General features: G+C 71.3%; 16 protein-coding genes, 1 pseudogene and 1 riboswitch. Of the genes and pseudogenes, 6 read left to right on the top strand and 11 right to left on the bottom strand.

Going from position 1 to position 16,624, the window contains the following annotated elements; all coding sequences use genetic code 11:
* Positions 1-24: 24 nt before the first annotated feature.
* The 9 genes from I4Q55_RS30985 to metG all read right to left on the bottom strand — a co-directional run bounded on the left by I4Q55_RS30985 (position 25) and on the right by metG (position 10,174).
* Positions 25-204 carry a hypothetical protein gene (locus I4Q55_RS30985; RefSeq protein ID WP_242547074.1) on the bottom strand — a complete coding sequence of 60 codons (180 nt, stop codon included), beginning with the start codon at positions 202-204 and terminating at the stop codon, positions 25-27.
* Positions 201-1,964, bottom strand: a complete 1,764-nt coding sequence (locus I4Q55_RS30980) for an ABC-F family ATP-binding cassette domain-containing protein (protein WP_206792709.1) — start codon at positions 1,962-1,964, stop codon at positions 201-203. The genes I4Q55_RS30985 and I4Q55_RS30980 overlap by 4 nt, the downstream gene beginning before the upstream one ends.
* Positions 1,965-1,968: 4 nt before the next feature.
* Positions 1,969-2,376, bottom strand: coding sequence for an ASCH domain-containing protein (locus I4Q55_RS30975; RefSeq protein WP_206792707.1), 408 nt, complete (start codon positions 2,374-2,376; stop codon positions 1,969-1,971).
* The gene (locus I4Q55_RS30970) at positions 2,373-3,335 is read right to left on the bottom strand and encodes a 4-(cytidine 5'-diphospho)-2-C-methyl-D-erythritol kinase (protein ID WP_206792705.1); all 963 of its coding nucleotides are present in this window, start codon (positions 3,333-3,335) and stop codon (positions 2,373-2,375) included. Before I4Q55_RS30970 ends, I4Q55_RS30975 begins: the two co-directional genes overlap by 4 nt.
* 124 nt (positions 3,336-3,459) lie before the next feature.
* The gene (locus I4Q55_RS30965; RefSeq protein ID WP_206792703.1) at positions 3,460-4,473 is read right to left on the bottom strand and encodes a methionine ABC transporter ATP-binding protein; all 1,014 of its coding nucleotides are present in this window, start codon (positions 4,471-4,473) and stop codon (positions 3,460-3,462) included.
* A 209-nt stretch (positions 4,474-4,682) separates the two neighbouring features.
* Positions 4,683-4,773: riboswitch (SAM riboswitch) on the bottom strand.
* A gap of 126 nt (positions 4,774-4,899) precedes the next feature.
* Entirely contained in the window at positions 4,900-5,736 is an 837-nt protein-coding gene (rsmA, locus tag I4Q55_RS30960; protein WP_206792701.1) for a 16S rRNA (adenine(1518)-N(6)/adenine(1519)-N(6))-dimethyltransferase RsmA, read from the bottom strand.
* A 161-nt stretch (positions 5,737-5,897) separates the two neighbouring features.
* The gene (locus I4Q55_RS50285) at positions 5,898-7,322 is read right to left on the bottom strand and encodes a resuscitation-promoting factor (protein WP_206792699.1); all 1,425 of its coding nucleotides are present in this window, start codon (positions 7,320-7,322) and stop codon (positions 5,898-5,900) included.
* 209 nt (positions 7,323-7,531) lie between these two features.
* Positions 7,532-8,368, bottom strand: coding sequence for a TatD family hydrolase (locus I4Q55_RS30950; protein WP_206792697.1), 837 nt, complete (start codon positions 8,366-8,368; stop codon positions 7,532-7,534).
* Between the two features lie 9 nt (positions 8,369-8,377).
* The gene (gene metG, locus I4Q55_RS30945) at positions 8,378-10,174 is read right to left on the bottom strand and encodes a methionine--tRNA ligase (protein WP_206792694.1); all 1,797 of its coding nucleotides are present in this window, start codon (positions 10,172-10,174) and stop codon (positions 8,378-8,380) included.
* A 52-nt stretch (positions 10,175-10,226) separates the two neighbouring features.
* Between metG and I4Q55_RS49545 the strand changes: the two are divergent.
* The 5 genes and pseudogenes from I4Q55_RS49545 to I4Q55_RS30925 form a co-directional block, all read left to right on the top strand.
* Positions 10,227-10,325, top strand: a pseudogene (locus I4Q55_RS49545) (PadR family transcriptional regulator); the annotation flags it as partial.
* A 202-nt stretch (positions 10,326-10,527) separates the two neighbouring features.
* Complete coding sequence (locus I4Q55_RS30940; RefSeq protein WP_206792691.1) at positions 10,528-11,505, top strand: ATP-binding cassette domain-containing protein; 978 nt, start codon at positions 10,528-10,530, stop codon at positions 11,503-11,505.
* Entirely contained in the window at positions 11,495-12,259 is a 765-nt protein-coding gene (locus tag I4Q55_RS30935) for an ABC transporter permease (protein WP_206792688.1), read from the top strand. Before I4Q55_RS30940 ends, I4Q55_RS30935 begins: the two co-directional genes overlap by 11 nt.
* A 78-nt stretch (positions 12,260-12,337) precedes the next feature.
* The gene (locus tag I4Q55_RS30930) at positions 12,338-12,952 is read left to right on the top strand and encodes a glycoside hydrolase family 25 protein (protein ID WP_206792685.1); all 615 of its coding nucleotides are present in this window, start codon (positions 12,338-12,340) and stop codon (positions 12,950-12,952) included.
* A 19-nt stretch (positions 12,953-12,971) separates the two neighbouring features.
* Positions 12,972-14,237: an aminodeoxychorismate synthase component I gene (locus I4Q55_RS30925; protein WP_206792683.1), complete on the top strand. Its 1,266-nt coding sequence runs from the start codon at positions 12,972-12,974 to the stop codon at positions 14,235-14,237.
* On the opposite strand, the gene I4Q55_RS30920 is transcribed toward I4Q55_RS30925, so the two are convergent.
* Positions 14,214-15,170, bottom strand: coding sequence for an NADPH:quinone oxidoreductase family protein (locus tag I4Q55_RS30920; RefSeq protein WP_206792680.1), 957 nt, complete (start codon positions 15,168-15,170; stop codon positions 14,214-14,216). The genes I4Q55_RS30925 and I4Q55_RS30920 overlap by 24 nt on opposite strands.
* A gap of 42 nt (positions 15,171-15,212) precedes the next feature.
* Between I4Q55_RS30920 and I4Q55_RS30915 the strand changes: the two genes are divergently transcribed.
* Positions 15,213-15,746: a QsdR family transcriptional regulator gene (locus tag I4Q55_RS30915; RefSeq protein ID WP_206792677.1), complete on the top strand. Its 534-nt coding sequence runs from the start codon at positions 15,213-15,215 to the stop codon at positions 15,744-15,746.
* Here the strand turns inward: I4Q55_RS30915 and rsmI are convergent.
* The gene (rsmI, locus tag I4Q55_RS30910; RefSeq protein WP_206792675.1) at positions 15,739-16,575 is read right to left on the bottom strand and encodes a 16S rRNA (cytidine(1402)-2'-O)-methyltransferase; all 837 of its coding nucleotides are present in this window, start codon (positions 16,573-16,575) and stop codon (positions 15,739-15,741) included. The genes I4Q55_RS30915 and rsmI overlap by 8 nt on opposite strands.
* Positions 16,576-16,624: the final 49 nt, after the last annotated feature.

The following is a 16,624-nucleotide window of genomic DNA, read 5'->3' as shown; positions in this document are numbered from 1 at the left end:
AGCGGGAACACTACTGTCTCGGTCTCAACGTCCGCCGACCAAAGCGGAAACAGCGCCGCGCGGCCGGACGAGTCCGGGGTGCCGGTTCTCGTCGATGACCTGGTGGATGTGCTCGTAACCGGTGAAGACGGTGCGAAGCGGGCCTTCGACGTTCCCCGCGGCGATCTCCGAACCGCGGCCGAAGCGGCCGCTGGGCCCGCTCATTCCAGCAGCTCGGAGGTCTCCAGCCAGCGGCCCTCGACATCCTCGATCTCCCCCTGGACGCCCTTCAGCTCCGCGTTCAGCTCCATCAGCTTCGCCGGGTCCGTCGCGGCTTCCAGCAGCGACGCGTGGAGCTTCTCCTCCTTCGCGTGCAGCTGGTCGAGCTTGCGCTCCAGCCGGCCGAGCTCCTTCTGCGCCGCGCGCAGGTCGGCCGCCGACTTCTTCGCCTCGACCTTCTCCACCGAGGGCGCCGCGGCCGAAGCCGGCTGCGCTGCCGCGCGGCGGTTCAGGTACTCCTCGATGCCGCCCGGGAGGTGGGTGATCCGGCCGTCGCCGAAGAGTGCGACGATCGTGTCGCACACGCGCTCCACCAGGTAGCGGTCGTGGGACACCACCACCATCGTGCCCGGCCAGCCGTCGAGGAGGTCCTCCAGCTGCTGCAGCGTGTCGATGTCCAGGTCGTTCGTCGGCTCGTCGAGCAGCAGCACGTTCGGCTCGGCCATCAGCAGCCGGCACAGCTGCAGCCGGCGCCGCTCGCCGCCCGACAGGTCCGCGACCGGGGTCCACTGGCGGGCCGCCGGGAAGCCGAGCTTCTCGCCCAGCTGCGACGCCGTCATCTCCTGCTTGCCGAACACCACGCGCCCGGCCACCTGCTCGATCGCCTGCAGCACGCGCAGGTCGCCGGGCAGGTCGTCGAGCTCCTGGCGCAGGTGCGCGAGCGCGACCGTCTTGCCTTCGATCCGGCGGCCGGTCGAACCCTCGACGTCGCCGCCGAGCAGCTTCAGCAGCGACGTCTTGCCCGAGCCGTTGACGCCGACCAGGCCGATCCGGTCGCCCGGGCCGATCCGCCACGTGACGTGGTCGAGCAGCTTCCGCTCGCCGACCTGGTACGTCGTGTCTTCCAGCTCCAGCACGGTCTTGCCGAGCCGGCGCTTGGCGAACGCCTGCAGCTCGACGGAGTCGCGCGGCGGCGGGACGTCGGCGATCAGCGCTTCCGCCGCTTCCACCCGGTAGCGCGGCTTCGACGAGCGCGCCTGCGGGCCGCGGCGCAGCCACGCCAGCTCCTTGCGGGCCAGGTTCTGCCGCTTCTCCTCGGCCGTCGCGGCCAGCCGCGCGCGCTCAGCACGCGCGAAGATCCAGTCGGCGTAGCCACCTTCGTACTGCTCGACGCGGCCGTTCGCGACCTCCCACGTCAGCGTCGCGACCGTGTCGAGGAACCACCGGTCGTGGGTGACGACCACGACGGCGACCTTCCGCGCCAGCAGGTGGTCGGCCAGCCAGCGGACACCTTCGACGTCCAGGTGGTTGGTCGGCTCGTCGAGCACGATCAGGTCGAGCTCGCCGGTCAGCGCGGCGGCCAGCGAGACCCGGCGCCGCTCGCCGCCGGACAGGTTCGCCGTCGGCGTGTCCAGCCCGATCGCCGTGATGCCCAGCCCGTCCACAATAGATCGGACGCGGGCGTCGGCGGCCCACTCGTGCTCGGCGCCGTAGCGTTCGAGCACGACGTCGCCGACCGTGCTGCCGTCCGGGAGCTCCGTACGCTGGGTGACCACGGCCATCCGCAGGTCGCGCACGTGGCTCACCCGCCCGGTGTCCGGTTCGGACAGTCCGGAAAGGACTTCCAGCAGGGTGGTCTTGCCGCCACCGTTGAGGCCGACGACGCCGATGCGCTGCCCGGCCGCGACACCCAGCGACACGCCCTCCAGCAGCGGCTTCACCCCGTAGGACTTGCTCACCGCCTCCAGGTTGACCAGGTTGGCCATCCGCTCAGCCGATCCTTTCCACGATAGTGAACCGGGTCGCCACGACCAGCGTCGTGTCGTCCACGGTGAACTCCGGATCCTCCATGGCGGCGCGCATTTCCGCGCTCTGCCAGTAAGCCGTGTGGTCTGCCCGCCACTCGGCGACGCTCGTGAAGCCCTCACCTTCGTCGAGCGCGTGCTGGAGGTCTACTTCGGACAGTGGCAGGACGCGCACCTCGGTGGTTTCGAGGACCGCGACCCCTTCGCCCGCCGAGTCGATCATCAGCTCGCGCTCGCCGACGACGGGCAGTTCTTCGCCGTACTTCTCGTATTCGGCGACCAGGCCGGTGGTCGACGTCTTCTCCCCGCGCAGGATCGCCGCGACCAGCTTGTCGCGCAGCGGGCCGGGGAACGCGAACTCGGCGTGCTTCACGCGTGCACCCGCGGTGGTGCCGGGCGTGGCGCGTCGTCGCCGCCGACCACGCGGGCGCCAGGGACCGGGCCGTGGGCCACGCGGACCGTCCGGCACACCCCGGCGCCCGACAGCTCGGCCGCGACCTCCACCGCCGACTGCGCGTCTTCGCAGAGGAAGGCGCACGTCGGGCCGGAGCCGGACACCGTGCCGGCGAGCGCGCCCGCGTTGACGCCCGCCCGGAGCGTGCGGCGCAGGTCGGGGCGCAGCGACACCGCCGCCGCCTGGAGGTCGTTGCCCAGCAGCAGGGCCAGCTGACGCGGGTCGCCGGAGGCCAGCGCCTCGACGACCGGCGTGTGCGAGCCGATCCGGGGCGGGTTGCCCGCCGCGCGCAGGCGATCCAGCTCGCCGAACACCTTCGGCGTCGACAGCCCTTCGGCGGCAAAAGCCAGCACCCAGTGGAACGTGTGCCGCGACAGCACCGGGACGAGCTGCTCGCCGCGGCCGGTGCCCAGCGCGGTGCCGCCGTAGAGCGCGAACGGGACGTCGCTGCCCAGGCCGGCCGCGATCTCGGCCAGCTCGTCGCGGGTGACGTCGAGGTTCCAGAGGCTCGCCAAGCCGACCAGCGTCGCCGCCGCGTCGGCACTGCCGCCCGCCATCCCGCCGGCCACCGGGATGCCCTTGCGCAGCACCACCCGGACCTTCGGCTCTTCGGTGCGCCCGACGTGCGAAGCCAGCGCCTCGACGGCCCGCCAGGCCAGGTTTTCGGGGCCGGTCGGGACCGAGCCCTCCCCCTCGCCGTAGACCTCGATGCCGGGCTCTTCGGTGACCGCGACGGTCACCTCGTCGGTCAGCGACAGCGCCTGGAACACGGTGACCAGCTCGTGGTAACCGTCTTCGCGCAGGTCGTCGACCGAAAGGTGCAGGTTGACCTTGGCCGGGACCCGGACGGTGACTGGGGGCGGAACTACGGCGAGCACCCGACCAGCCTACGTGCCCGCCCAAGCGCCCCAATGTGGCCTTGGTTGCGCTGAACGCACCCAATGTGGCCTTCGGTGCGTTGAACGCACCGAAGGCCACATTGGGGCGCTTGTGGAGCCGGGGTCAGGCGGCCGCGACACCCTGCGGGCCGCGGGCGGCGTACGTCACGTGGCCGCCGCGCTCGGCGACCCACGCCAGCGCCGCGTCGGCCCGCTCGCCGCGGACGCCGAGGCGGAAGCGGCCGACCGGGGTGTCGCCGATGCGGGTCAGGCCGCCGCCGATGGTGGCGAACTCGACGTCGAAGCGGCCCGCGGCCTCGGGCAGCAGTGCGCCCACCGAGGCGAAGCCGACCAGCACGACGTCGGCCGAGCGGTCGTAGCGGGCCGTCTGCGCGCGGGTGGTCTCGATGGCCGGCAGCAACGCCTGCGCGGTGCGGCTGGCCGGGTCCGAGATCAGGTCGAGCACCGTGCCGCGCTCGACGACCGTGCCGTCCTCCAGCACCGCGACGTCGTCGCAGACCCGGCGGACCACGCCCGCGTCCGGCGTCGTGACGACGACGGTGACGCCCAGCTCGGACCGCGCCCGGTCGAGGACGGCGAGCACCGCGCCGGCTTCCTCCGGGTCGACGCCGGCGGTCGGGTCGTCGGCCAGCAGCACGGCGGGGGCCGCCGCCAGCGCCTTCGCGACCGCGACGCGGCGGAGCTGGCCGGCGGACAGCTCACCGGGCCGCTGCGCGGCGCGCGGGGTGAGGCCGACGAGGTCGAGCAGCGAGCCGACCCGGCTGCGGCGCTGCGGGCCGTCGACGCCGAGCTGCTCCAGCGGGGAAGCGATGTTGCCGGCGATGGTGCGCTCGGCGATCAGCTCCGGCTTCGTGGACACGACCCCGAGCTGACGGCGGATTTCGCGGAGGCGACGGCCGTCGAGGGTGCCGGTGTTGAGGCCGTCGAGGCGGACGACACCGCGGTCGGGGCGCTCCTGCAGCGCGATGCAGCGGGCGAGGACGGACTTGCCCGACCCGGCGGGACCGACCACGCCGAAGAGCGAGCCGGCCTGGACGTCGACGCTCACGTCGCGCAGCGCGATGACGGAGTTTCCGTTGGTGGCAAAGGTTTTGGACAGGTTTTCGACGGTGATCACGAAGGCTCCAGAAAACGGGGTGCACGCAGCGCGCAGCACCCGGCCGCAAGCGAGTTCCGTCCTGTTCGGACGGTGCGTGAAGAAGAGGTGGACCGGCGCGGACTAGCTCAGCTGGAGCGTCGACACGCGGTCACGGAGCGGCGGCCTTCGTCGACGACGCGACGCCTGGTGAGGAGCAGGGGGCGGGCTACCCTCTTCATCGAAAACGGCCTCCATCGGTCCTGGCGGTAGCACCTGCCCTGTGGAGGGTGGTTGCTGCGACTTCGGCGAGCCAGGTCTCTCAGTCGCTCGGGATGGACGTATTGAGTAAAACCGATCCCGAGGAGCGAAAGCAAGCCTGTTGGCCCAGATCACACGAGTGGCGGTGTCCGAATCGCGGGATCACGGGCGGAGAGGGCGTATTTTCACGCCTCCACTGTGGAGCGGCTAACGGGCGGCGGCGATCCGGGCGAAGTCGTGCACGTCGAGCTGTTCGCCCCGGGTACGGGGGTCGATCCCGGCGGCCGTCAGGAGTTCGCCGGCGCGCTCGGCCGAGCCCGCCCAGCCCGCGAGCGCGGCGCGGAGCGTCTTCCTGCGTTGTGAGAAGGCGGCGTCCACCAGGCCGAAGAGGACATCCCGGTCCGCGGACGCCGTCGTGTCGCCGCGTTCGAAGGCGACGAGCGCGGAATCCACGTTCGGTACGGGCCAGAACACCGAGCGTGGCACGGCGGCGACCTTGCGCGCGGTGCCGTACCAGGCGAGCTTGACGCTGGGCACGCCGTAGATCCGGCTGCCGGGGCCGGCGGCCATCCGGTCGGCGACCTCCGTCTGGACCATGACGAGGCCGGTCCGCAGCGACGGGATTTCGGCCAGCAGGTGCAGCACGACGGGCACGGCGACGTTGTAGGGCAGGTTGGCGACGAGGGCGGTCGGCTCGCCGAGTTCTTCGCGGGTGACGCGCATGGCGTCGGCCCCGACGACGGTGAGGTTTTCCGCGGCCTCCGGCCCCCGCTCGGCGACGGTCTTCGGCAGCCGTTCGGCGAGCTTGGGGTCGATCTCGACGGCGACGACCCGCGCCCCGGTGGCGAGCAGCCCGAGCGTCAGCGACCCGAGCCCGGGCCCGACCTCGAGGACGACGTCGTCCTCGCGGACACCGGCCAGCTCGACGATCCGGCGGACGGTGTTGGGATCGTGCACGAAATTCTGCCCGAGCTTCTTGGTCGGCCGCACGTCGAGTTCGGCCGCCAGCCCGCGGATTTCGGCCGGTCCCAGCAGTTCAACCACCGGACGAGCCTACTTGACCCCGGAACTCGCGTGATCAGCGGCGGATCTCACGTGATTGGGCGCGAATCTCACGTGATTGGAGGGGCATCACGCGTGATTGGAGGGGCATCACGCGGAACGGCCCCCGTCCTCGGGGGACGGGGGCCGGTTCGGAGCGAAACTCAGGCCTTCTTGCCGCAGACCGGCCAGGCGCCGTAGCCGCCGCGGGCGTCGCGGACCTTCTCCGCCACCGCGATCTGCTGCTCGCGCGAAGCCTGGTGCGGGAGGGCCGCGTACTGGTCGCCGCCGTAGGCGTCCCAGGTGCGCTTGTCGAACTGGAGGCCGCCGTAGTAGCCGTTGCCGGTGTTGATGGCCCAGTTGCCGCCCGACTCGCACTGCGCGATGCGGTCCCACGCCGAAGCGTCGCCGATGTTCGGGGCCGGGGCTTCCTTGGTGCCGACGTGGATGATCTTCGGCTTCGGCTGGGTGATGACCTTCTCGGAGATGCTCTCCCGGCCGACCTCTTTGCCGTTCTTCTGCGTGACCTTGTAGGTCACTTCCTTCTCACCGGGCGTGCCCGGGTCCTCGACCTGTGTCTTGCCCTTGGCCAGGTTCGGGTCGTCGACGCGCTGCTCGGGCGGGTCGATGGCCTCCTTCTGGACGACCGTCGAGACGCCGGTGCGGCTGATGTGCACCTCGGCGCCGTCGGTCAGCTTGACGTCCAGGCCGCCCTCGGCCTTGTCCTCCGGGCCCAGGGTGAGCTTGTACTCGCCCAGGAACTCCTTCGTCGTGACGGCCGTCGTCTGCACCTGCTTCGGCGCGTTGCCGCCGTCGTACAGGGTGATGTTCTTCAGCGTCTTGATCTCGACGGTGGCGCCCTGCAGGGGCAGCTCGCCGTCCTTCGGCATCGACATCCACGTGCCGGGCTTGTCCATCTCGGCCATGCCGAGCTGGCTCAGCGCGTCGCCGAGGTGGGTCGCGCGGACCCAGGAGGTGCGCTCGGCGCCGTCGACGATCAGCTTCAGCTGGCGGCCGCGCTCGAGCTTGATGACCCCGCCGTCGCCGACCTCGGCCTGCGGGGAGGGGGACAGCGAGTCGTGCTCGCCGACGGACAGGCCCGCGTCCTCGAGCACCTCGCCGACGGTGTCGCCGAACGAGTGCACGGTCTGCTGGTGGCCGTCGACGTCGACGGTGATGCTCTTGTTCATCGCCAGCGCGGCCGCGCCGCCGCCGGCGACGCTGATCATGACGCTGAGGACGGCGCCCTTGAGGAACCGGCGCTTCCAGACCTTGGTGGTCTGGCGGAGGCCCTCGTCCAGAGCCGCACGACGCGCTTCGGGGGAAGCGGTGCGGTCCTCCTCGAGGCCGTCCGGGATGACGATCGGCGGCAGATACGTCGTCTCGGCGTTGATGAGGCGGATCAGTTCGTCGACGTCGACGTCGATCTCGGCCATCATCGCGTCGGCATCGGGGCCGAGCGCGGCGAGGATGTCCTGCTGCGTGATGTTCGGGTCGTCGGAGAAGTCGAGCTGGCCGTACGCAGTGTCCTCGAAATTGCGGTCGAGGACGGCCGCGGAGCGCGCTCCAGCCTGTCTGCTACCTGTCACCGGGGATCGTTCCCTTTCACGAGACGACGGTCGGGGGCGCCGTCTCTACGACTGGGCGTGACGATCGGAAGCTGCTGAGCGCAGACCCAATCGGCACGATCACGGGACAGTAACGGGTCGCGGCGGGTTGCGCAAACACCCCCCGGAGTGTCGTGATCTGGGTCACTCCATCAGGTGGCGTACACCAGACCCCTTATGTCGCAATGCGTTCAACCCGTTGTGACACTGGGGAGTCGGTAGATCCGCTCGGCGGTGGTCCGGACCGATTCGGCGACTTCGTGGACAGCTTCGCCCCTGAGCGCCGCGAGGTGACGGACGGTGTAGGCGGCGCCGAACGGCTCGTTCGGCCGCCCACGGAACGGGTGGGGGGTCAGGAACGGCGCGTCCGTCTCGACGAGGTACTGCCCGGCCGGGCAGAGCCGGGCCGCCTCGTGGAGGTCCTTCGCGTTCTTGAACGTCACCGTGCCCGCGAAGGAAAGGACAAAGCCCGCGTCGACGCACTTGCGCGCCATTTCCGCGTCCCCGGAAAAACAATGGAAAATTACGGCATTCGGCGCACCCTCTTCGGCCAGGATGCGCAACACGTCGTCGTGGGCCTCGCGGTCGTGGATCATCAGCGGCTTGCCGAGCCGCTTCGCGAGGTCGATGTGCCAGCGGAACGCCTCCTGCTGGGCGTCGTGCGGCGAGTAGTCCCAGTAGTAGTCGAGGCCGGTCTCGCCGACGGCGACCACGCGGTCCGCGGCCGCCAGCCGCTCCACCTCGGCCCGCTCGGCCTCGCCGAACTCCTTGGTCCGGGTCGGGTGGATCGCGACGGCGGCGAACACCCGGCGGTCCCAGCCCGCCGCCTCGACGGCCCAGCGGGCCGAGGCGAGGTCGTCGGCGACCGTGACGACGCGCGCGACGCCGGCGCGCTCGGCGCGGTCGACCATGGCCGTGACATCGGCCGCGGTGACCGCGCCGCACGCGTCGAGATGGGTGTGCGCGTCGACCACCGACACCGGGAGCCGGTCCGGGACAGGCGGCAGCTCGCGCTTCTGATCACCCATGCGTTCTTCTTACTCCTTGATGATCGGCGCCCACTCGGGACCGGTCTCGCCGAGCGCCGGGTCGAGCTTGGTGAACAGCGGCGACGGCTTCCGCAGGGGCCTGCCGACCTCGATCGGCGTCGACTCCCACTTCGCCTGCTCGGCCGCGTAGTCGCCGGTGAGGATCGGGTTGACCCGGCCGTCGATGTCGAGGTCGTCGACCTCCTTCAGCTCCGGCTGGGCGGCCCAGACACCGGTGCCGCCGAGGGCCTCGTGCACCTTCTGCGCCGAGTGCGGCAGGAACGGCGTCAGCAGCGTGTTGGCGTCGGAGACGACCTGCAGCGCGGTGTGCAGGACGGTGTCGCGCCGCGTGGGGTCGTCCTTGAGCTTCCACGGCTCCTGGTCGGAGATGTACTTGTTCGCCGCGGTGACGACCTTCATCGCCTCGGCCGCCGCCAGCTTGAACCGGGACCGGGCCAGGTGCGCGCCCGCGGTGTCGAACGCCTTGCGCGACAGCGCCTTCAGCTCTTCGTCGGCCGCGGTCGGGGCCTCCGGGCGCGGGATGGCACCGACGTTCTTGTGCGCCATCGAGATCGACCGGTTGACCAGGTTGCCCCACTCGTTGGCCAGCTCGAAGTTGGTCCGGCGGACGAACTCGTCCCAGGTGAAGTCGGTGTCCTGGGTCTCCGGGCCGGCGACCGAGATGAAGTACCGCAGCGTGTCCGGGCCGAAGTCGCGCAGGAAGTCCTCGACGTAGATCACGCGCCCGCGCGAGGTCGAGAACTTCGAGCCGCTCATGGTGAGGAACTCGCTGGAGACGATTTCGTCCGGCAGGTGCAGCTTCCCGTACTTGCCCGGCTCACCACCGCGATCGCCCTCGCCGTTGTGCCCGAACAGCAGGGCCGGCCAGATCTGGGCGTGGAAGGTGATGTTGTCCTTGCCCATGAAGTAGTAGGAGCGCGCGTCGGCGTTGTCCCACCACTCACGCCACGCCTCCGGGTTGCCGGAGCGGCGCGCCCACTCGACGCTGGCCGAGAAGTACCCGATCACCGCGTCGAACCAGACGTAGAACCGCTTCAGCGGCTGGTCGCGCCAGCCGTCGAGCGGGATCTTGACGCCCCAGTCGAGGTCGCGGGTGATCGGCCGCGGCCGCATGTCGTCGATCAGGTTCTTGGTGAAGTTGAGGACGTTCGGGCGCCAGTCGGTCTTGGTGCCCAGCCAGTCGCCGAGGGTCTTGGTGAACGCCGGCAGGTCGAGGAAGTAGTGCTCGGTCTCGACGAACTTCGGCGTCTCGCCGTTGATCCGCGACTTCGGGTTGATCAGCTCCGCGGCGTCGAGCTGGTTGCCGCAGTTGTCGCACTGGTCGCCGCGCGCGCCGTCGTACCCGCAGATCGGGCAGGTGCCCTCGACGTAGCGGTCGGGCAGCGTGCGGCCGGTGGAGGGGCTGATCGCGCCGCGCGTGGTCTTGGGCACGACGTAGCCGTTGCGGTGCAGCGCGAGGAAGATCTGCTGCGTCACCTCGGCGTGGTTCCCGGTCGTGGTGCGGGTGAACAGGTCGTAGGACAGGCCGAGGCCCTGCAGGTCGGTGCCGATCTGGCGGGTGTACTTGTCCGCCGTCTGCTGCGGGGTCGAGTCCTCCTTGTCCGCCTGGACGGTGATCGGCGTGCCGTGTTCGTCGGTCCCGGACACCATGAGCACCCGGTTGCCGGCCATTCGCTGGTAGCGGGAGAAGACGTCGGACGGGACGCCGAATCCGGACACGTGGCCGATGTGGCGGGGGCCGTTGGCATAGGGCCAGGCCACCGCGGTCAACACAGGGGTGCTCATACCTTATTAGCCTACGGAGGGCGTCACGCGCGTATTCCAGAGGGAGGTCCGGTTGTCGGCGACACGGCTGCTCGTGCTCGGAGTCGTACGCATGTACGGCCGCGCGCACGGCTACCAGGTGCGGCGTGAGCTGCTGACCTGGTCGGCGGACAATCGGCGCAGGCCCGCACCGGCCGGGAGTGGGCCCGGTCGCTGATCGCGCGGCTGGCGGCCGGCGAGTACGAGATGGCCGACGACGCCGGCCGGGCGTTCGGCGATCCGCCCCCGTAATCAAATTTGACTAGTGAACGATGTCTCGAGCAAGGTGTCGAGCTACAACTAGTCGAGCTTGACTACTCTCGAGAGGGGATCTCATGATCACGGCACGCGGTCTCGAGCGGCGGTTCCGCCGCAAGGGCCGCACTGGGGGCGAAGTCCACGCGGTGAAGGGCGTCGACCTCGACGTCGAAGCGGGTGAGCTGGTCGGCTTCCTCGGGCCCAACGGCGCCGGGAAGACGACCACGCTGCGCATGCTGACCACGTTGCTCAAGCCGACCGCGGGCACCGCGACCGTCGGCGGCTGCGACCTGCTGTCCGACCCGCTGGGCGTGCGCAAGCGCATCGGCTACGTCGCCCAGGGCGGCGGCAGCGCTCCCGAAAGCAAGGTCGCCGACGAGCTGGAGCTGCAGGGCCGGCTCTACCGGATGAGCAAGGCCGACGCGATCGCGCGCGGCGCCGAGCTCGCCGAGCAGCTCGACCTGGCCGGGCTGGACCAGCGGCTGACCAAGACGCTGTCCGGCGGGCAGCGTCGCCGGCTCGACATCGCGCTCGGGCTGATCCACTCACCGGGCCTGGTGTTCCTCGACGAGCCGTCGACCGGGCTCGACCCGCAGAGCCGCGCCAACCTGTGGGACCACATCCGCCGGCTGCGCGCCGAGCAGGGCGTCACGGTCTTCCTGACCACCCACTACCTCGACGAGGCGGACGCGCTGTCGGACCGGCTGATCGTCATCGACGACGGCCGGATCGTCGCCGAGGGCACCCCGGACGCGCTGAAGGCGCGGGTCAACGGCGACCGCGTCGAGGTCGGCGTCGAGCCGGGCCAGGCCACGGACGCCGCCGAGATCGCCGGGCGGCTCACCGGCGCGCAGGAGCTGTCCGTCGACGGCGGGGAGGTCCGGTTCCGGGTGCCGCGCGGCGACGTCGCGCTGCCGGAGCTGCTGCGCGCGCTGGACGCCAAGGGCATCGCGATGCTGTCGGTCCAGGTCCACCGGCCGACGCTCGACGACGTTTTCCTGACCCTGACCGGGCGTTCGCTGCGGGAAGCGGAGGAGGCCGGCCGTGCTGCGTGACACCTGGCTGATCTTCCGCCGCGAAATGACGGCGGCGCTGCGCAACCCGACCTGGGTGCTGATCGGGATCATGCAGCCGCTGCTGTACCTGTTCCTGTTCGGGCCGCTGATGGTCAAGGCCATGCAGGCGCAGGGCCTGTCCGAAGTGGACGGCTGGATGCTGCTCACCCCGGCGCTCATCGCCCAGCTGGCGCTGTTCGGCAGCTCGTTCGTCGGCTTCGGCCTGCTCGCCGAGTACCGCTCCGGCGTCGTCGAGCGGTTCCGGGTGACGCCGGTCAGCCGGGTCGCGCTGCTGCTGGGCAAGGTGCTGGCCAGCGCGCTGCAGGCGGTGGTCCAGGCGCTGCTGATCATCGCGCTGGCGTACCTGGCGTTCGACTTGAACGCACCGGTCGGCGGCGTGCTGCTGAGCCTGCTGATCGTGTTCCTGCTGGCGGTGTCGCTGGCGTCCTGCTCCTACGCGCTGGCGTTGACGCTCAAGAGCGAGGAGACGTTCCCCGCCCTGCTCAACGCGGTGCTCATCCCGCTGCTGCTGCTTTCGGGGATCCTGCTGCCGATCACGTCCGGCGTCGCGCCGGACTGGCTGTACACGATTTCGCAGATCAACCCCTTCCGGCACGTGGTGGACATCGAGCGGAACACCTTCCGCGGCGACTTCACGATGGACGCCCTGTTCACCGGCGGTGTCGTGGTGCTGGTGATGGCGGTGTTGTCCGTGTGGTGGGGCACCCGGACGTTCCAAAAGGAAAACGCCTGATCAACCGCGCGTGTGTCACTGCGGGTCCGCCTCCGGCGACGTATGGTGTGCTCTCCACCGACGCGCCGGGGGCGGACCGTGACAGAGCCGGAGAGTGAGCTCGGCATCTCGCTGTCGCACCGCGAGCACGTGACGGACTGGCAGGCCGTGCGCACCGCGCACACCCGGTTCGTGTCGGTGACGATCAGCGAGAACGTCAACTGGAGCAACTCCGCCGCGGAACGCAACCTGGCCGGCGCGCAGGAAGCCGGGCTGCACGCCGGCGGGCGGCACTACGCGCGGCCCGGTGCGGTCCACGACCAAGCGGACTTCTTCGTGCGCACGGCAAGCAGGCTCGGCGCGTTCGCGCCCGGCTCCCTCGCGCCGGCGCTGGAGGTGGCGGCGCCGAGCGTCGACGACCGGTTCGTCAAGGCGTGGATCAAGCACGTCCGGCACGCGGCCCGCATCGAGCGGGTGCTGGTCTACGCCGACTACGACTGCTGGCAACACCGCCTGCACCCGGACCGCTGGGCCGACAGCGAAGTCGTGCTGTGGCTGGTCCGGCACAACGGCATCCCGGGCCGGGCGGGCTGGTTCCACTCGCGGCTCGGCGTGCACCAGCACGCGCTCACGCCGGACGTTCCCGGCATCGCCGGGCCGGTGGAGCAGAACGCCGTCGTGTACCCGTTCACATTGGGCGACCTTTTGCTGTAGGAGCGGCGACAATGTCGCCATGCGCGTGACGAGCAGGCCACTCCGGACGGACGTGACGCCGTCGCGCGCGCTTTCCGTGCTGGCCCGCCACGCCGCGTCCCGTGGCCTGCCGCCGCCGGCGATGCTGTCCGGCGACTGGTTCGGGGCGCGGGCGGTGATCGCGCCGTCGCTGACGGTGGCTCCGGGCGCGTTTCCCGCCGGTGCGCCGGAGCTCGACGCGCCGCCGGGCGTGATCGGCGGCGGCTGGTTCGGGTACCTGGCCTACGACCTGGCCGACCCGTCCGGCCGGACCGGCGCGCTGCCCGCGTCCGCGTGGGGCTGGGCGGACCACGTGCTGCGGTGGTCCGCTTCCGGGACGTGCTACCTGGAGTCCCTCGACGGCGGCGGCCCCTCGGTGTCCACAATGGAATCCCTGCTGGCGGCTCCGGCGCCTGCTTCGTCCTGGACCGCGGGGCCGTTGCGGCGGCCGCTGCCCTCGGAGCACCGGGACGCGGTGAAGGCGTGCGTGCACGCGATCGAGGCGGGCGAGCTGTTCCAGGCCAACATCTGCGGCCGGTTCACCGGGTCGTTCACCGGCTCGCCGTCGGCTCTGTTCGCGGCGGGCGTCTCCCGGCTGGCCCCGCGGCGCGCGGCGTTCCTGTCGGGCTCGTGGGGGTCGGTGGTCTCGTTTTCGCCGGAGCTGTTCCTCGCCCGCCACGGCCGCGCGGTGCGGTCGACGCCGATCAAGGGGACGCTCCCCCGCCGCGGGCCCGCGGACGACGGGAATGCCGCGCTGCTGCGCCGGTCCGAGAAGGACGTCGCGGAGAACGTGATGATCACCGACCTGGTCCGCAACGACCTCGGCCGGGTGTGCGAAGTGGGCTCGGTGACGGTGCCGTCGCTGCTGGAGGTCCGGCCGGCGCCGGGGGTCTGGCACCTGGACTCGACGGTGACCGGCGTGCTGCGGCCGTCGGTTTCGGACGCCGGCCTGCTGGCGGCGACGTTCCCCCCGGGCTCGGTGACGGGCGCGCCGAAGATCCGCGCGCTGGACCTGATCGCGTCGCTGGAGACCTGCGGCCGCGGGGTGTACACGGGCGCGATCGGGCTGGTGTCACCGGCGGCGGGCCTGGAGCTGAACGTCGCGATCCGGACGTTCGAGATCGCCGGCGGCGAGATCGCGCTCGGCGTGGGTGGCGGGATCACGGCGGATTCGGACCCGGAGGCGGAGTGGCAGGAGTGCCTCCACAAGGCGGCACCCCTGGAACACCTCCTGGCGAACCCGCTACTTGCCGGGGTCGAGCAGTAGCTTGCCGACGGTCTTGCGGGACCGCAGGGCCTCGTGCGCGCCGCGGGCGTCCGACAGCGCGTACTCGCCACCCGGGACGGCCTTGAGCTTGCCTGCCTGCACCAGGTCGAACAGCTCGGTGAGGGCGGTCCCGAAGACGTTGCCCGGCAGCCGGAAGACGTGCGGCAGCCACATGCCGCTGATCGTGGTGCTGTGACCGAGGACGTTGCGCAGCTCGACCGGCTTCGGGTTTTCGCGGCCCGCCATGCCGTAGAAGGCCAGGCGGCCGAACGGGGCGAGCGCGGCGATGCTCTGGTCGGTCGTCTTCCCGCCGACCATGTCGAGCACGATGTCGACGCGGCGGCCGTTGTTCGCCTCGCTCAGCGCGGCCGTCATGTCCTCGGCGCGGGAGTCGATGGCGACGTCGGCGCCGAGCTCGAGGGCGAGCGCGCGCTTCTCGTCGCTGCTCGCGGTGGCGATGACGCGGCCGGCGCCCCAGGCCTTCGCGAGCTGCACGGCAACGGTCCCGACCCCGCCGGCGGCGGCGTGCACGACGACCGACTCGCCCTTTTCGAGGTGGGCGTTCCTGCGCAGCAGGACCCAGGCGGTGGTGCCCTGGACCAGCATGGACAGCGCGGTCAGGTCGTCGATGCCGTCGGGCACGGGGAAGGTCATGGCCGCCGGGGCGACGGCCCGCTCGGCGTACCCGCCACCGTTGAGCAGGGCGACCACGCGCTTGCCGTCCGGCGTGCGCCCGACGACCTCGCCACCGGGGACGAGCGGCAGCTTGCTCGGCGCGAGGTAGCTGTTCTCGGCCTGGTGGGTGTCGGCGTAGTTGACGCCGACGCGGTCGACGTCGATGAGGACCTCGCCGGGCCCGGCCACCGGGTCGGGCAGCTCGACCGGCGTGAGCACCTCGGGTCCGCCGAACTCGGTCACCTGCACTGCGCGCATGTCGCGTTCCCTCTCCGTCGTGGTTGTGAGACATTCTGACATATGTCTCAGGAGTTCGAGCTCGCCCGCGAGTGGTTCCTCGCCGGCCGCCGGGTCGACATGGGGGAACTGGCCCAGGAGCTGTCGATCAGCCGGGCGACGCTGCACCGCCGGGTGGGGTCCCGCGATCTTTTGCTGGGCGAGATCCTCTGGTCGCTGTCCTCGGCCACGATCGCCCGCCTGCTCCCTTCGTGCGCCGGCCGCGGCGCGGCGGGGATCGCGGACTTCGTGAGCGGGTACGTCCGGCTGGCGAACGACGCACCACCGTTCCGCGACTTCCTCCGCCGCGAGCCGGAGCGGGCACTGCGGCTGCTGACCACGCGCGCGAGCGTGTGCCAGCGCCGGACGACGGCGGAGCTGGAGACGCTGCTGGCCGCGGAGGTCTCGGCCGGCCGGCTGGTGCCACCGCTGCCCGTGCCGGACCTGGCCTACCTGCTGGTCCGCATCGGCGAGTCGTTCGTGTACACGGACGTGATCACCGGGGACGCGCCGGACGCGGCGAAGGCGCATGCCGCGGTGACGGCGCTGCTCACTTGACCCGGGACGCCAGCACGGCGTCGTACAGCTCCTTTTTGGACACCCCAGCGGCCTCCGCGACCTCGGCCGCCGCCGACTTCAGGCGCTCGCCGGCCGCCACGCGGTCCGATACCTCGGCCACCAGGTCCGCCACCGAAACCGCCCGCGGGGCCGCTCCGGACAGGACCACCGTGATCTCGCCGCGGACGCCCTCCTCGGCCCACGCGGCCAGCTCCGCCAGCGTCCCCCGCTTCACCTCTTCGTACGTCTTCGTCAGCTCCCGGCACACCGCCGCCTGCCGGGAACCGCCCAAAACGGACACCGCGTCCGCCAGCAGCGACTCCAGCCGGTGCGGGGACTCGAAGAACACCGCCGTCCGGGGCTCGTCGCGCAACGCCGTCAGCCAGCGCGTGCGCTCGCCCGGCTTGCGGGGGGCGAAGCCCTCGAAACAGAACCGGTCGCAGGGCAACCCGGACAACGCGAGCGCCGTCGTCACCGCCGACGGGCCCGGCAGGCACGTCACCGGCAGGGCCGCCGCGACACAAGCCGCCACCAGGCGGAAGCCCGGGTCGGACACGCTCGGCATGCCGGCGTCCGTCACCAGGACCACCGTCTCGCCCGCCTGCAACGCTTCGAGCAGCTTGGGCAGGCGCGCGGATTCGACGTCTTCGTAGAAGCTCACCACCCGGCCGCGCGGGGTCACGCCCAGCGCCGTCGCCAGCGCGCGAAACCGGCGCGTGTCCTCGGCCGCGATGACGTCGGCTTCCGCCAGGGCCGTGGCCAGGCGCTGGGAAGCGTCGCGGACGTCGCCGAGCGGGGTGGCGGCGAGGATGAGGCGGCCCTGGGTCACCCCACCAGCCTAGGCTGATCAGCGGATCCGCCACGACGCACGCCCTGCC

Source organism: Amycolatopsis sp. MtRt-6, from assembly GCF_017308975.1.
Taxonomy (GTDB): domain Bacteria; phylum Actinomycetota; class Actinomycetes; order Mycobacteriales; family Pseudonocardiaceae; genus Amycolatopsis.
This window is presented reverse-complemented; position numbering and strand designations above follow the sequence as displayed.

Coding starts and splice junctions, on each gene's coding strand:
- I4Q55_RS30915 (WP_206792677.1), top strand. CDS start 15,213: ATGTCTCAGGAGTTCGAGCTCGCCCGCGAGTGGTTCCTCGCCGGCCGC.
- metG (WP_206792694.1), bottom strand. CDS start 10,174: ATGAGCACCCCTGTGTTGACCGCGGTGGCCTGGCCCTATGCCAACGGC.
- I4Q55_RS30980 (WP_206792709.1), bottom strand. CDS start 1,964: ATGGCCAACCTGGTCAACCTGGAGGCGGTGAGCAAGTCCTACGGGGTG.
- I4Q55_RS30950 (WP_206792697.1), bottom strand. CDS start 8,368: ATGGGTGATCAGAAGCGCGAGCTGCCGCCTGTCCCGGACCGGCTCCCG.
- I4Q55_RS30925 (WP_206792683.1), top strand. CDS start 12,972: ATGCGCGTGACGAGCAGGCCACTCCGGACGGACGTGACGCCGTCGCGC.
- I4Q55_RS30920 (WP_206792680.1), bottom strand. CDS start 15,170: ATGCGCGCAGTGCAGGTGACCGAGTTCGGCGGACCCGAGGTGCTCACG.
- I4Q55_RS30940 (WP_206792691.1), top strand. CDS start 10,528: ATGATCACGGCACGCGGTCTCGAGCGGCGGTTCCGCCGCAAGGGCCGC.
- I4Q55_RS30985 (WP_242547074.1), bottom strand. CDS start 204: ATGAGCGGGCCCAGCGGCCGCTTCGGCCGCGGTTCGGAGATCGCCGCG.